Source organism: Saccharopolyspora phatthalungensis, from assembly GCF_014203395.1.
Classification (GTDB): domain Bacteria; phylum Actinomycetota; class Actinomycetes; order Mycobacteriales; family Pseudonocardiaceae; genus Saccharopolyspora; species Saccharopolyspora phatthalungensis.
The window spans coordinates 4,501,957-4,516,716 of record NZ_JACHIW010000001.1 but is presented as its reverse complement, the minus strand read 5'-3'; the positions used below and the strand labels follow the sequence as shown (position 1 = coordinate 4,516,716).

Below are 14,760 nucleotides of genomic sequence, written 5' to 3'. Positions count from 1 at the left end.
GGGGTGGGCGTTTTCCATGGAAATCGCCCGCCTCGTCGGCGTCAGGGGCGCTGGTCGCGCCTGGCGGCGATCTTGCTGGGCAGGCCCCACAGCTGGACGAAGCCCTTGGCCAGGCGCTGGTCGAACGAATCGCCCTCGTCGTAGGTCGCGAGGTTGAAGTCGTACAGCGAATCCTCGCTGCGCCGACCGTTGACCACTGCGCGGCCGCCGTGCAGGACCATCCGGATTTCGCCGCTGACGTGCTGCTGCGAATCGGCGATGAAGGCGTCCAGCGCCTCCTTCAGCGGGGAGAACCACAGGCCGTCGTAGACCAGCTCGCCCCAGCGCTGCGACACCGTCCGCTTGAACCGGGCCAGGTCGCGCTCCAGGGTTACGTCCTCCAGCTCCTGGTGCGCGGTGATCAGCGCGATCGCGCCCGGCGCCTCGTAGATCTCGCGGCTCTTGATGCCGACCAGCCGGTCTTCGACCATGTCTAGGCGGCCGATGCCCTGGGCGCCGGCGCGCCGGTTGAGTTCCTGGATGGCCTGCAGCACGGTGACGGTCTCGCCGTCGATGGCCACCGGGACGCCCTGGTCGAAGGTGATGACGACCTCGTCGGCGTCGCGCGGCTCGGCCGGGTCCTGGGTGTAGGAGTAGACGTCCTCGATCGGGGCGTTCCAGATGTCCTCCAGGAACCCGGTCTCCACGGCCCGGCCCCAGACGTTTTGGTCGATCGAGTAAGGCGACTTCTTGCTCACGTCGATCGGCAGCTTGCGGTCCTCGGCCCAGGCAATGGCCTTCTCCCGCGTCCAGGCGAAGTCCCGGACCGGCGCGATGACCTTCAGGTCGGGCGCGAGCGCGCCGATGCCGACCTCGAAGCGGACCTGGTCGTTGCCCTTGCCGGTGCAGCCGTGAGAGACGGTGTCGGCGCCGAACTTCTTGGCGGCGTCGGCGAGGTGCTTGACGATCAGCGGCCGGGAGATCGCCGAGACCAGCGGGTAGCGGTCCATGTACAGCGCGTTGGCCTGCAGTGCGGGCAGGCAGTACTGATCGGCGAACTCGTCGCGGGCGTCGGCGACGACGGCCTCGACCGCGCCGCATTCCAGGGCCCGCCTGCGGACCATCTCCAGGTCCTCGCCGCCCTGGCCGACGTCGACGGCCACCGCCACGACCTCGGCTCCGGTCTCCTCCGCGATCCACCCGATGGCCACGGATGTGTCCAGGCCACCGGAGTAGGCCAGCACGACCCGCTCACTCATCGTCCTGCTCCTTCGATGTCCGTTCGTCGCCTTCCATCGTGGACCGAGCTGCCTCGGCATCCACTTCGGATTGCGGTCCACCGTCGGCCATGTCGGTGAACCGCTCGGCCAGTTGCCGACCGGTGAGCGGTTCGCGGGCGACGATCATCACCGTGTCGTCGCCGGCGATGGAGCCGACCACCTCGGGCAGCGCGGCCCGGTCGATGGCGCTGGCCAGGAACTGGGCCGCGCCCGGCGGGGTGCGCAGCACGGTCAGGTTGCCCGCGCCGTCGGCGCCGACGAGCAGTTCGCCGAGCAGTCGGCTCAGCCGCGAGGTGCCGCCCTGCACGCCGCGGACCGGGCTGCCGTCCTCGGGGATGACGTAGATCGCCGCCCCGCCGTCGGCGCCCCGCAGCTTGACCGCACCGAGTTCGTCGAGATCCCGGGACAACGTCGCCTGGGTGACCTCGATGCCGTCACCGGCGAGCAGCTTGGCCAGTTCGGTCTGGCTGCGGATGCCCATCGACGTGACCAGCTCGATGATGCGTGCCTGCCGCGCGACCCGGGTCGTCATCGCCGTCGCACCAGCCACGCCAGCAACGCTTTCTGCGCGTGCAGGCGGTTTTCGGCCTCGTCGAACACGGCGCTGGCCGGTCCGTCGATGACCTCGTCGGTGATCTCCATGCCGCGGTGTGCGGGCAGGCAGTGCAGCACGGTGGTGTCGGCCTTGCCGGTGGCGGCCAGCAGTCCGGCGTTGACCTGGAACGGCCGGAACGGGCTGATCCGGTCTTTTCCGTCGGTCTCCTGCCCCATCGAGGTCCAGGAGTCGGTGACCAGCACGTCCGAGCCTTCGACCGCGCCGTCCGGGGTGTTGAACAGCTCGACCGAGCCGCCCGTCTCGGCGGCGCGCTTCTTGGCCGCCTCCACGACCCACGCCAGCGGCCGGAACCCTTCCGGGGCGCCGATGCGGACGTGCATCCCGGCGGTGACGCCGCCGACCATCAGCGAGTGCGCCATGTTGTTCGCGCCGTCGCCGAGATAGGTCAGGGTGAGCCCGGCGAGCTTGCCGTGCCGTTCCCGGATCGTCTGCAGATCGGCGAGCACCTGGCAGGGGTGGAACTCGTCGGTGAGCGCGTTGACCACCGGCACGCGCGACACCGAGGCCATGGCGTCGATGCGGGCCTGCGCGAAGGTCCGCCAGACCACCGCGTCGACGTAGCGGGAGAGCACCCGGGAGGTGTCCTCTATCGTCTCCTCGCGGCCCAGCTGCATCATCCGCCCGTCCACGACGATCGGATGGCCGCCGAGTTGGGCGATGCCGACCTCGAAGGACAGCCGGGTACGGGTGGAGTTCTTCTCGAAGATCACCGCGATCGACTTGGGTCCGGCCAGCGCGTCGGAGCCCAACGGGTCGGCCTTGAGCTGGTCGGCGAGGTCGAGAACCTCGTTCTGTTCGTCGGGACTGAGGTCGTCGTCGCGGAGGAAGTGCCGGGACATCAGTGGTTCTCCTTGGCAGCGTCGAGCAGGGCGGGCAGATCGGTGAGCAGTCGCTGCACCTGCTCGGGGCGGACGATCAGCGGCGGGCAGAGCCGGATGGCGTCCGGCTGGATCGGGTTGACCAGGTAACCGGCGTCCTGCGCGGCGGCGGCGACCTTGGCCGACACCGGTTCGGTCAGGCCGATGGCGATGAGCAGGCCCGCGCCGCGCACTTCGCCGATCAGCGGGTGGCGGAGCCGCTGCACGCCGGTGACCAGGTCTTTGCCGACCCGTTCGACGTGTTCGAGCAGCCCGTCCGCGGCGATGGTGTCGAGCACGGCCAGGGCTGCCGCGCAGACCACGGGGTTGCCGCCGAAGGTGGTGCCGTGCTGGCCGGGGTGCAGCAGGTCGCCGGCGGCACCGATGCCGATGCAGGCGCCGATCGGCAGGCCGCCGCCGAGCCCCTTGGCCAGCGTGATCACGTCGGGCGCGATGCCCGCGCGTTGGAAGGCGAACCACGAGCCGGTGCGGCCGATGCCGGTCTGCACCTCGTCGAGCACGAGCAGGGCGCCGTTGCGGGTAGCGATCTCCCGGGCCGCCTGCAGATAGCCCTCGGGCGGCACGACCACGCCGTTCTCGCCCTGAATGGGCTCCAGGAACACCGCCGCGGTGTTGTCGTCCACTTCGGACTCCAGCGCGGCGGCGTCGCCGTAGGGCACGTGCACCACGCCGGGCGGCATCGGCTCGAAGGGCTGCTGCTTGGCGGGCTGGCCGGTCAGCGCGAGGGCGCCCATGGTGCGGCCGTGGAATCCGCCGTGGGTGGCGACCAGCTTGGCCCGTCCGGTCAGCCGCGCGATCTTGAACGCGGTCTCGTTCGCCTCGGCACCGGAGTTGCAGAACAGCACCCGGCCCTGGCCGGTCGCGCCGGCGAGGTCGAGCAGCCGTTCGGCGAGCTTCAGGCCGAGCTCGTGCACGTAGAGGTTGGAGACGTGGCCGAGCTTGCCGATCTGCGCGGAGACGGCCTGCACCACGGCGGGGTGGGCGTGGCCGAGCGCGTTGACCGCGATGCCGCTGACGAAGTCCAGGTAGGCCTTGCCATCGGCGTCGGTCAGCTCGGCCCCCGAGCCGCTGACGAAGGTCAGCTTGGGGGTGCCGTAGTTGTCCATCATGGACGCTTGCCAGCGCTGCATGCCCGTGGCATTGCTGGTCATCAGTTCTCGCCCTCCTCTGGCTGCACCGGCAGCACCATCGTGCCGACTCCGGCGCTGGTGAACACCTCCAGCAGTACCGAGTGCGCTAATCGGCCGTCGATGACGTGCGCCCGCGGCACCCCGCCGCGCACCGCGCGCAAGCATGCTTCCATCTTCGGGACCATGCCGGAGGCCAGGCCGGGCAGTAGTTCCGCTAACTGGTCGGCGTCCAAATGGGACACCAGCGAGGAGCGGTCCGGCCAGTTGGTGTAGAGGCCCTCGACGTCGGTGAGCACCACAAGCTTCTCGGCACCTAGCGCCACGGCCAGCGCCCCGGCGGCGGTGTCGGCGTTGACGTTGTGCACCACGCCATCGGCGTCGGGGGCGACGGTCGAGACGACCGGGATGCGGCCCGCCTTGATCAGGTCGCGCACCGCGTCGGCGTTGACCGACGCGACGTCGCCGACGAGCCCGACGTCCACGGCCTCACCGTTGACGGTCGCGGTGCGGCGCTCGGCGGTGAACAGCTGGGCGTCCTCGCCGGACATGCCGACCGCGAGCGGTCCGTGCTGGTTGATCAGCCCGACCAGCTCGCGCCCGACCTGGCCGACCAGCACCATGCGCACCACGTCCATGGTCTCCGGTGAGGTCACCCGCAGGCCGCCGCGGAACTCGCCTCGCATGCCGAGTCGGTCGAGCATCGCGGTGATCTGCGGGCCGCCGCCATGCACGACGACCGGATGCAGGCCGGCGAACCGCAGGAACACCATGTCTTGGGCGAAGGCGCGCTTGAGCTCGTCGTCGATCATCGCGTTGCCGCCGTACTTCACCACGACGGTCGCGCCGTGGAAGCGCTGCAGCCACGGAAGAGCCTCGACGAGGACGCTGGCCTTCTCGGCCGCGGTTGCCAGCCGGTCGCTGGTTTCGTCGTGCTGGGTCATGACGAGTACGCGCTGTTCTCTTCGACGTAGCCGTGGGACAGATCGGTGGTCAGGATGGTCGCCGCGTGCTCGCCGAGGTGCAGGTCCACGACGATCTCGATGGCGCGACCGGAAAGGTCGGCCTCGCTGCGGTCGCGGGCCTTGGTGCCGTCGGCGTAGAGCGTGACGCCGTTGGTGGCGATCTCCAGCTTGGACACGTCGATCTCGGCGTCGACCCGGCCGAGCGCCATCGCGATCCGGCCCCAGTTCGGGTCGGAGCCGAACATCGCGGTCTTGACCAGGTTGTCCTCGGCGATGGTGCGCCCGATGGCGATCGCGTCGGCCTCGCTGGCCGCGCCCCGGACGGTGACGTCGATGGTCTTCGTCGCGCCTTCGGCGTCGTCCTGCAGCTGCCGGACCAGGTCCATGCAGACCATGGTGAGCAGCTCGGTGAACTCCTGCTTGGATGGCTCGACCCCGGAGGCGCCGGAGGCCAGCACCAGCACGGTGTCGTTGGTGGAAGTGCCACCGTCAACGTCGAGCCGGTCGAAGGTGACGCGGGTGGCCGCGCGCAACGTCTCGTCGAGGTCGTCGCCGCCGATCACCGCGTCGGTGGTGAGCACGCTGAGCATGGTGGCCATGTTCGGGGCGAGCATCCCGGCGCCCTTGGCGAAACCGCCGATCGACCAGCCCGCGTCGTGCTTGCCGAATGCCTGCTTGGGCTTGCTGTCGGTGGTGAGCACCGCGGTCGCCGCGTCGCGGCCCGCTTGGTCGGTCGCGTCCAGCGCCTTGGCAGCGGTGTCCACACCGGACAGAAGGGCGTCCATCGGCAACCGCTCGCCGATCAGGCCGGTGGAGCAGACCGCCACCTCGATGGCCCCGACGCCGAGCACGTCGGCGACCTTCTCCGCGGTGGCGTGGGTGTCCTGGAAGCCTTCCGGACCGGTGCAAGCGTTAGCGCAGCCGGAGTTGAGCACCACCGAGCGAAGCTTGCGCTCGGTCAACACCTGCTGGGACCACAGCACCGGCGCGGCCTTGACCTTGTTGGTGGTGAACACCCCGGCCGCGGCCTGCTGCGGCCCGTCGTTGACGACGAGCGCGAGATCGCGCGCGCCCGCGGCCTTGATCCCGGCGGCAATCCCAGCCGCCCGGAAACCGGCAGGTCCGGTCACGCTCATTGACTGCTCTCCTCTGCATCTTGCGGGACACCCGCACCCGAGATCTCTAGCGGGACACCCGCACTCGGGCGGCTTGCCTGGGCGGAACGGATGACGTCGTCGCTCATGACGTCGCTTCGATGTCCACGGTGTGTCCTGCCGTGTTCAGCACGTCGGCGGCCTTCTCGGCCGCGTCGGCCGGGACCAGGATCCAGTCGGTGTCGAACGTGGACAGGGTGAAAACGCTGATCCCGGCATCGGCCAGCGGCATCAGCAGCCGGGCCAGGATGCCGGTCAACGCAAGGTCCAACGGGCCGTCGACGGCCAGCGCCCGGAACGGCCCCTCCACCCGGACGTCGCGGCCGGCCTCGGCGGCCAGCGAGTACGGGAAGACGATGGTGCGGCCCGCTTCGGTGGTGAGGCTGCCGTGGATCGGCGCGGTACCGCCGGTCAGGGCCAGATTGACGTGCGCCGGGACCATGCCGACCGCCAACGACTCGGCGTGCAGCCGCAGGTTGAAGCCGGTCATGGAGCCACTCCGACGGTCGGCAACCCGGCGGTCTCCGGCAGCCCGACCGCGAGGTTCATGCACTGCACGGCGCCGCCCGCGGTGCCCTTGGTGAGGTTGTCCTCGGCGCCGACGATGATTAATCGCCCGGCGTCTGCGTCGGCCGCCAGCTGCAAGTGGACGGTGTTCGCGCCGAGCGTCGCGGAGGTCTGCGGCCAGAGGCCCTCGGGCAGCACGTGCACGAACGGCTCGTCGCCGTAGGCGTCGAGGTAGACCTTGCGCGCAGCGTCCGCGTCGGTGCCCTCGCGCAGCGGAGCCGAGCAGGTGGCGAGGATGCCACGCGACATCGGAGCGAGTACCGGGGTGAACGACACGCGCACCGGTTCGCCCGCCGCGGCGCTGAGGTTTTGGACCAGCTCCGGCGTGTGCCGGTGCGCGCCGCCCACGCCGTAGACGCTGGCCGAGCCCATCACCTCGGCGGAGAGCAGGTGCGGCTTGAGCGCGCGGCCGGCACCGGAGGTGCCGGTGACCGCGACGACGACCGCGTCCGGCTCGACGAGCCCGGCGGCCATCGCGGGGACGAGCGCCAGCGAGGACACCGTGGGGAAGCAGCCGGGAACGGCGACGCGCTTGGAACCGCGCAGGCGGTCCCGGGCACCGGGCAGTTCGGGGATGCCGTACGGCCAGGTCCCGGGGTGCTCTCCGCCGTACCAGCGGGCCCAGTCGGTGGGGTCGTTGAGCCGGTGGTCGGCACCGCAGTCGATGACGACCACGTCCTCACCGAGCTCGGCGGCGATGGCCGCGGAGTGACCATGCGGGAGCGCCAGGAAGACGACGTCGTGTCCGGCGAGCTCGGCGGTCGTGGTCTCGGTGAGCACGCGGCCCGACAGCGGCAGCAGATTCGGGTGATGGTGCCCGAGCTTGCTGCCGGCGCTGCCGCCCGCGGTCAACGTGCCGATCTCCACTTCCGGATGCGACAGCAGCAGGCGGAGCAGTTCCCCGCCCGCGTAGCCACTCGCACCGGCAACAGCCACTCGAACCGTCATACGGATGATTATGCACTCCGATGCAACATCAATCAAACAGATATCGAGCACCGAAGTGATCGCAACGTTCGGCCAGCATCGGAGCGAACCGCCGCTTCACCCCAATCGTCCCACCGCAGGGCGACCAAGCGGGCGAGGCGTTTCGATCGCCCGCAGCCCCCAGGCCGACCGGGCCCATCCGCCGTCGCCCACGACGCTTCAGAGCCAGACCAGGCGGAGGTCACAGATCTGGGAAAAGCACTCCAACGCGCCCTCGGCGGAGTCGGAGTTACCTGTCCAGCCATGCGGGCTGACGAACACCGCGCCCGGCCCATCCCCGTCCGGAGCTCGACAGAAGTCCAAGCCCCACAAGTAGACCTGCGCGTCGGTGATCTTGTCCCCCTCGCGCTCGACCTCACACAACGCGAACTTCTTCGGCTGGCAAGCCCCGGCCAGATCCGCCAACACGGCCGGAAGCTCGTCCTCACCCCAGGGCCCCACGGAAAAACGCGACTCCAACATCCCGACTCCCATCTGTCGATCATTGCGAATACGAATGTAGTAGGAATGATTCCAACATTCAGCTACCAGATCAGGTGATCCATTGGCGGGATGCGGCCTGCAACGATGACCCGCATGCCTTCGTCACCCGATCCACGCATGCTGCGCATCCAGCTCGGCATCGAATTGCGCCGCCTCCGCGAACAAGCAGACCGAAGCACGTTTGAAGCGGCGGACCTCCTGGGCTGCAAGCAACCAAAGATCAGCAAGATCGAGAGCGGCAGCCAGGGCGTGAAACCGGACGAAGTCACGCAACTGCTCGACTTCTACGGCGCGACGGCGAAACAACGCAAGTACTTGCTGGGCTTGGCCGAACGCCTCCCCAAGCGATCCAGGCCGAAGATGTACCACCGCGACGCCGTCCCGGACTGGTTCCAGCGGTTCCTGGCGCTGGAGAGCGACGCGACGGAGATCAAGATCTACGAGACCGAGCTCGTAACCGGACTTCTGCAAACCGAGGACTACGCACGCTCAACGATCAAGGCGTGGGAGCCAGCCGCTGACCCAAGGCTCGTTGAACGCCAGGTGCAAACGAGGCTGCGGCGGCAAGAAGTGCTGACGCGGCGGGCCGGTCCGCTCAAGCTCCACGCGGTGCTCAGCGAAGCTGCACTGCACAGAATGCAGGGCGACACGAAGACCATGCTCGGTCAGCTCGAACACCTACTGGCGGTCTCGGAACGGCCGAACATCACCCTGCAAGTACTTCCCTTTGCTGTTCCGAATCGAATCGCTGTCACTTCGAGCGTCATGCTGTTCCAGCTCCGCGAACAGGAACTTTCGGCTGTCTACCTGGAAGACTTCTTCGGTGCCACCTACCTCTGGGAGCCCGCTGACTACACGCGCTACAGCATTGTTTTCGAGCGCTTGATCTTGGCAGCTCTGCCGGTTGAGGAATCCCGCGGCCTCATCGATAGAGTGACCGACAAGTACAGGCAGGCAAGTTGAAGGGGGGACGATGTCCGCCCCGCAGTTCTCCACCGCCGTTTGGCGCAAGTCCAGCTACAGCCAGGGTAACGGCGGCGCGTGCGTCGAGGTGGCTGTTCAGTCTGCCGTTGTCGGGGTTCGGGACTCCAAGGATCCCGGCGGCCCGGTGCTGGTCTTCGATGCTGGAACCTTCGCTCGGTTCCTGCGGACTTTGCAGCGTTAGGCGGGTTGGTCGCCTCAGCTCGACGAAAGCCGGGACAACGTGATCATGGTGCCGCTAATCTGCCCCTCGGGTTCGGCGGAAAGGGGCTCCGGTGGGCGAAGAGCACTTGTTGGCGGGGCGTTTCGCCCTCGAAACCGTGCTCGGGCGGGGCGGGATGGGCACCGTGTGGCGGGCCCGGGACGACCTGCTGGACCGGCCCGTCGCCGTCAAGGAGATCCACCTGCCACCGGGCGCCGACCATCCTGAGCTGCGAGCCCGGGTGCTGCGGGAGGCACGGCTCGCCGGGAAGTTGAACCACCCGAGTGCTGTCACCGTCTTCGACGCCATCGAGGCCAACGACCGGATCTACATCGTCATGGAGCTGGTCGAAGCGACCACGCTGCAGGAGCTGGTGGAGTCCGACGGACCGATGCCGACCGCCCGCACCGCCGAGATCGGGCTGCGGGTGCTGGACGTGCTGGCCGCCGCGCATCGGCTCGGCATCGTGCACCGCGACGTCAAGCCCAGCAACATCATGGTGGCCGCGGACGGTTCGGTGAAGCTGACGGACTTCGGTATCGCGCGCCTGGACGACGGTTCCACCGCCACCGCGTCCAGCATCATGGTCGGCTCCCCCGCCTACATGGCGCCCGAACACGTCCGAGGACGGGCCGTGTCCGCCTCCGACCTGTGGGCGCTCGGCGTCACCCTGTACTTCGCGGTTGAGGGCACATCGCCGTACCTACGCGACACCGCCGGGGATTCGCTGGCAGCGGTGCTCTCCGAGGAACCACCCGCTCCGGTGCGCGCGGGCGAAGCGCTGGCCCGGCTGCTGGGAGGGCTGATGGCCAAGCAGGTCGCCGACCGGCCGTCGATCGACAGCATCCGCGCCCAGCTGAGCTCCATCACCTCAGACCTGGGGAGCCAGAAGACTGTCAAACTTGGGCGCTCGCGGCAGCGCGACCCATGGCTGATCGTCGCGGGCGTGATCTGCCTGTCCAGCTGCCTCGGCTTCGCCCTGCAGCTCTTCGACGTCAAGCAGAAGCTCCTGCCTGGCGTGTTCACTTTGAGCAACATCACGGAGGCCGCGTTCCTCCCGACCCGAGTCCCGGGCCTCTCGGTGGCGGAGACCGGCCTGCGGAACACCGACCTCGTCGGCGTGGCCTCCTGGGCCACCGACGTTCCCCGCGCCGGGTACAGCGGGATGTTCGCCGACGGCGGTCTCGGGCTCGCCGGGGTGATCGTGCTCGGACTGCTCGCCGCGCTGGCCGTGGTTCTGCCGGTCGCCGGACTGCTGCTGTTCTCTCGGCGCCACCAGGTCGCCGTCGCGGCCGTCCTCGCCGGCAGCGTGCCGTTCTGGCTGTGGAGCGCGGGTTTCTTCTTCGTCGGCCTGACCCGGCCGGCCGACGAGCGGCTTTACCTGGCCCACCTGCTCTTCTGGGGCCCGCCGGTCGCCGCGTCGATGCTCGCCCTCATCCGGGTGCCGCGCCGCGTGGCGCGGCTCAGCTCGCGGCAGCGGGTCCTCGCGATCACCACCGGGATCAGCGGCATCGGGTGCGTGGCGCTCAGCGTGTTCACCCACGGCTGGCCCAGCCTGGCCGTGGCGCTGCTGTTCGTGCCCGGCTTCGCGATCTCGCTCTTCGCCATCGTCGCGACGCCGCGCGCCGTCGGCATCCGGATCCTGGGCGCCTGGACGGTGGCGCTGGCGATCCGCGCGGCCGTCGATCTGGCGGTGCTGTTCGACTTCGCCGAGTACGACTTCGTCGACGATCAGGCCCGCGCCGCCGAAGCAGTGCCGGCCGAATTCGTTACCTCGGTCGTGCTCACCTGCATCGTGGTGCTCGTCGGCGCAGCGCTCACGATCATGCGTGCCGTCCGCGAACGCCCGCAGTCCTGGACCGGTCCACGCTGACACCAGCACTCCTCGACCTCCGCGTGGACGAACGCCCCAAATGGGCCGTCAACACACCGAATCCCCGCAACGAAGTCGAAACATCTTCAAGCACGGTGAAATCGACTCGGCCGCCGCCGGGCCGGTGCAAGCGCACCCCCCTGTGAGATCGATCTGGGTGGCGCGGCATCATCGTTGCCGATGACGATGACCCCGCCGCGCCCAGACCTGATGGCCCGCCGTGATTCGATGTCGATCATGACGTCGAATGCGGTGGGGCGGCGAGTGCGGTTACGGCAGATCGAGCCCGCCGATCGGCGCACCCTGATCCGGTTCGACCGGGAATCGGCGCGCGGCCACTCCCCACAGGTCGACGGATACCGGCATTGGGGGGCGCATCGGGCGAATCACCCGGATTCCGGCGACGACCGCCAACTCGCGATCGAGACACTGCACGGCCGCACCCTGGTCGGCTCGATGTGCACCAGCCAGGCCGAACCTGGTTCCGGCCGGTTCAGCTACGGCATCGGGATCGGCCCGCAGTACCGCCGCCTCGGCTATGCCGACGACGCGATAAGCGTGCTGCTCACGTACATGTTCGGGCAGCGCCGCTACGGCAAGTGCGAGGTCGGGATCTACGGCGGCAACCTCGCTTCCCTTTCGCTGCATGGCAAACTCGGCTTCCGCGAGGAAGGCCGCCTACGCGACCCGGAGTTCCTGTGTGTCGGGGCCCAGTACCTGGTCCTGATGAGCATCACGGCCGCCGAGTTCGCCGCCCGCAGCCCGGCCCGCGCCCTCGCGCGGCAGCGCCCCTGAGGAACACCCGCCCGCATTCCCTCGGCTGATGTGATCCGGAGGGTCCGAGGCTCGTACGAGGGCTTCGAGGGGACTGCATGTCCTCGCCGGGCTGCTTCACCGGCGTTGAAGTCACCTCCGCCGGCGCAATCGGCGGTGGCGCGTGTTCAGATGGTGGGCGACGAACCGGCGGCGTTGACGGCACCCGCGGGTACCGTAGGCCGCGCGGTGACCACGACCTGTCCCCCGCAGTTCCAGCACTCCGGCTCGCTCTCGGGTGCGGTTCGTCCGGCGACGTCGCAGTCAGGGCACATCCATGCGGTCAGGATTACGTGACCGAAGGAGTCGTGTCGGAGACGCACGGGCAGCCACCCACTCTGATCATGTCGGAGTCGCGTGCGGTGACCACATCCGACAAGCGTTCACACTTATGAGTGGAAATTATTAGCGAAGTATGCACTCGCAGTCAACCATGTGGGCGGCTCGCTTCCGCCGGGCGATGGCCCGCCGAATCACGCTGGAAGATCGCGCTTGCTGATAGCGCTTCGCCTCGGTGGGCCTTCCTCCCCTAGACAACGCAGAGGCCCCGGCGTCTCCTCGGATTAGGGTCGTCGACGGCCCGTCGGCGGCTGAAGAACGAGATCTACGCTTCATCAAGTCTCCGGGGAAGAGCCCATGGCGACATACGAGTATGACTGCCCGCACTGCGGCCGCTTCGAGACACATCAGCCGATGGGAAGCGCACTTGATGCGTACCCCTGTCCGGAATGCGAACGACCCGCCCGCAGGATTTTCTCGGCGCCTCACCTCACCACCGTGTCCAAGCAGCTTGGCGCGGCGCTTGCCCGCGAGGAGCGAAGCCGCGAGGAACCCGAGGTCGTCACGGGCGTGCCGAGAAGGCAGCCGACGCGTAAGCCGCACCCAGCACTGTCCCGGCTCCCACGCCTCTAACAGACGCGGACACCATCGGAGGTGTCATCGGTGGCATATGTGGGATTGCTGTACGTCGGCGCCGTACTGTTCCTCAACGGCGTGATGTTGTTGGGCAAAGCTGATCCGAAAGCGATCGCCGTGTTCAACATCTTCGTAGGGGCGCTCCAGGTGATCACGCCGACGGTCCTGATCGTGGCGAACCTCTCGGATCCCACCACGCTTCTCAGCGCATCAGGTATCTACCTATTCGGTTTCACCTATCTCTACGTCGGAATCGGACTGCTCGGTGACCTTGACAGCAGCGGTGTCGGCTGGTTCTCGTTGTTCGTCGCCATCATGGCGATCGGCTATTCGTTCGCGAACTTCCGCCTACTGGGCGACAGCCCGTTCGGTGTGATCTGGCTGTACTGGTCGTTCCTGTGGTTGCTGTTCTTCCTGCTGCTCGGCCTCAAAATGGAAAGGCTTACTCGCTACACCGGCTGGGTTGCCGCGATCGAGGGCTGGGTCACCGGCGCGATCCCGTCGTTCTTGATCCTTACCGGTTACTGGCAGAACCCGGACTCCATCACCTTGGGGCTAGTCATCTTCGGCGTCGTCGTGTTCGTCGCGCTGTGGCTGATCACCACCGGCGTGTGGTCGGTTCGGGGCTTTCGGTGGGGCTTCCGGGCGATGCCCACACCCCGCTGACCTGCACATCCGCGAGGAGGTTTCTCATGCCAGAAGTGGTCTTCAGCGTTGATCAGTCGAAGTCGATGCGCGAGCAGGCGGTGCCCGGGCACAACCGGTGGCACCCGGACGTCCCGCTGGCCGCCATGGTCCGGCCCGGCCAGGAATTCCGCATCGAGTGCCGGGAATGGACCGACGCGCAACTCGGCAACAACGACTCGGCCAACGACGTACGGGATGTCAACCTGAACCTCACCCACATGCTCAGCGGCCCCATCGGCGTCGAGGGCGCGGAACCCGGCGACCTCCTGGTCGTCGACCTCCTCGAACTCGGCCCGGTACCGCAGCAGGTTGGTGACGCTCCGGGACAGGGTTGGGGCTACACCGGCGTGTTCGCCAAGGCGAACGGCGGCGGGTTCCTGACCGACTACTTCCCGGACGCCTACAAGGCGATCTGGGACTTCCACGGACAGCAGTGCACCTCTCGGCACCTGCCCGGAATTCGCTACACCGGCATCACCCACCCCGGCCTGATCGGCACCGCTCCCTCGGCCGATCTGCTGGCCAAGTGGAACCGGCGGGAACAAGCGCTCATCGACACCGATCCGAACCGGGTGCCCCCGCTGGGATTGCCGCCGACCGCGGACGGCGCGCTGGCGGGCCAAGCCGACGGCAGCGATGCGGAACGAATCGCCAATGAGGGCGCCCGGACCGTCCCGGCCCGGGAGAACGGAGGCAACCAGGACATCAAGAACTTCACCCGCGGGTCTCGCGTCTTCTTCCCGGTCTTCGTCAACGACGCGAAGCTGTCCATGGGCGATCTGCACTTCAGCCAGGGCGACGGTGAGATCACCTTCTGCGGTGCGATCGAAATGGGCGGCTTCATCGACCTGCACGTCGACCTGATCAAGGACGGCATGGAGAAGTACGGCGTGACCACCAACCCGCTGTTCATGCCTGGCAACGTCGAGCCGCGGTACTCCGAGTTCCTGTCCTTCTCGGGGATTTCGGTGGACCACGACACGGACACGAACCACTACATGGACGCCACGGTGGCCTACCGCCGAGCCTGCCTCAACGGAGTCGAGTACCTCAAGAAGTGGGGCTACACCGGCGAACAGGCGTACCTGCTGCTCGGATCGGCACCCATCGAGGGACGGATCAGCGGGATCGTCGACATCCCCAACGCTTGCTGCACGCTCTACGTGCCAGCGGCGATCTTCGACTTCGATGTCCGCCCCACCGCGGCCGGGCCGACTCGCACCGACAGAGGGCAATGCGCCGTCACGTCCTGA

16 protein-coding genes and 1 pseudogene are annotated in these 14,760 nt (G+C 68.2%); 8 read left to right on the top strand and 9 right to left on the bottom strand.

Features of this window, described 5'->3' with window-relative positions:
* Positions 1-41: 41 nt before the first annotated feature.
* The 9 genes from BJ970_RS20730 to BJ970_RS20690 form a co-directional block, all read right to left on the bottom strand.
* On the bottom strand, positions 42-1,238 hold the full coding sequence (locus BJ970_RS20730; RefSeq protein ID WP_184727770.1) for an argininosuccinate synthase: 1,197 nt from the start codon (positions 1,236-1,238) through the stop codon (positions 42-44).
* Entirely contained in the window at positions 1,231-1,791 is a 561-nt protein-coding gene (locus BJ970_RS20725) for an arginine repressor (RefSeq protein ID WP_246471710.1), read from the bottom strand. The genes BJ970_RS20730 and BJ970_RS20725 overlap by 8 nt, the downstream gene beginning before the upstream one ends.
* The gene (argF, locus tag BJ970_RS20720; protein ID WP_184727769.1) at positions 1,788-2,714 is read right to left on the bottom strand and encodes an ornithine carbamoyltransferase; all 927 of its coding nucleotides are present in this window, start codon (positions 2,712-2,714) and stop codon (positions 1,788-1,790) included. The genes BJ970_RS20725 and argF overlap by 4 nt, the downstream gene beginning before the upstream one ends.
* A complete protein-coding gene (locus BJ970_RS20715; protein ID WP_184727768.1) occupies positions 2,714-3,904 on the bottom strand; it encodes an acetylornithine transaminase in 1,191 nt (396 codons plus the stop codon). The genes argF and BJ970_RS20715 overlap by 1 nt, the downstream gene beginning before the upstream one ends.
* The gene (argB, locus tag BJ970_RS20710; RefSeq protein ID WP_184727767.1) at positions 3,904-4,824 is read right to left on the bottom strand and encodes an acetylglutamate kinase; all 921 of its coding nucleotides are present in this window, start codon (positions 4,822-4,824) and stop codon (positions 3,904-3,906) included. The genes BJ970_RS20715 and argB overlap by 1 nt, the downstream gene beginning before the upstream one ends.
* A complete protein-coding gene (argJ, locus tag BJ970_RS20705) occupies positions 4,821-5,981 on the bottom strand; it encodes a bifunctional glutamate N-acetyltransferase/amino-acid acetyltransferase ArgJ (RefSeq protein ID WP_184727766.1) in 1,161 nt (386 codons plus the stop codon). Before argJ ends, argB begins: the two co-directional genes overlap by 4 nt.
* 103 nt (positions 5,982-6,084) lie before the next feature.
* Positions 6,085-6,489 (bottom strand): ACT domain-containing protein, encoded by a 405-nt coding sequence (locus BJ970_RS20700; RefSeq protein WP_184727765.1) that lies wholly within the window; start codon positions 6,487-6,489, stop codon positions 6,085-6,087.
* A complete protein-coding gene (gene argC / locus BJ970_RS20695) occupies positions 6,486-7,514 on the bottom strand; it encodes an N-acetyl-gamma-glutamyl-phosphate reductase (RefSeq protein WP_184727764.1) in 1,029 nt (342 codons plus the stop codon). The genes BJ970_RS20700 and argC overlap by 4 nt, the downstream gene beginning before the upstream one ends.
* Before the next feature lie 198 nt (positions 7,515-7,712).
* On the bottom strand, positions 7,713-8,027 hold the full coding sequence (locus tag BJ970_RS20690) for a hypothetical protein (protein WP_184727763.1): 315 nt from the start codon (positions 8,025-8,027) through the stop codon (positions 7,713-7,715).
* 126 nt (positions 8,028-8,153) lie between these two features.
* Here BJ970_RS20690 and BJ970_RS20685 point away from each other — a divergent pair, with 126 nt between their 5' ends.
* The 8 genes and pseudogenes from BJ970_RS20685 to fmdA all read left to right on the top strand — a co-directional run bounded on the left by BJ970_RS20685 (position 8,154) and on the right by fmdA (position 14,760).
* Complete coding sequence (locus tag BJ970_RS20685; RefSeq protein ID WP_246470934.1) at positions 8,154-8,999, top strand: helix-turn-helix domain-containing protein; 846 nt, start codon at positions 8,154-8,156, stop codon at positions 8,997-8,999.
* Positions 9,000-9,009: 10 nt separating this feature from the next.
* On the top strand, positions 9,010-9,201 hold the full coding sequence (locus tag BJ970_RS20680; protein WP_184727762.1) for a DUF397 domain-containing protein: 192 nt from the start codon (positions 9,010-9,012) through the stop codon (positions 9,199-9,201).
* Positions 9,202-9,292: 91 nt separating this feature from the next.
* Entirely contained in the window at positions 9,293-11,092 is a 1,800-nt protein-coding gene (locus tag BJ970_RS20675) for a serine/threonine-protein kinase (protein ID WP_184727761.1), read from the top strand.
* 180 nt (positions 11,093-11,272) lie between these two features.
* Positions 11,273-11,887 (top strand): GNAT family N-acetyltransferase, encoded by a 615-nt coding sequence (locus BJ970_RS20670; RefSeq protein WP_376775063.1) that lies wholly within the window; start codon positions 11,273-11,275, stop codon positions 11,885-11,887.
* A gap of 654 nt (positions 11,888-12,541) precedes the next feature.
* Positions 12,542-12,664: pseudogene (locus BJ970_RS39550) on the top strand (FmdB family zinc ribbon protein); the annotation flags it as partial.
* Positions 12,665-12,682: 18 nt separating this feature from the next.
* Positions 12,683-12,817 (top strand): hypothetical protein, encoded by a 135-nt coding sequence (locus tag BJ970_RS39545; protein ID WP_312864474.1) that lies wholly within the window; start codon positions 12,683-12,685, stop codon positions 12,815-12,817.
* A 30-nt stretch (positions 12,818-12,847) separates the two neighbouring features.
* Positions 12,848-13,486: an AmiS/UreI family transporter gene (locus tag BJ970_RS20660; RefSeq protein ID WP_184727759.1), complete on the top strand. Its 639-nt coding sequence runs from the start codon at positions 12,848-12,850 to the stop codon at positions 13,484-13,486.
* 26 nt (positions 13,487-13,512) lie between these two features.
* Positions 13,513-14,760, top strand: coding sequence for a formamidase (gene fmdA / locus BJ970_RS20655; protein ID WP_184727758.1), 1,248 nt, complete (start codon positions 13,513-13,515; stop codon positions 14,758-14,760).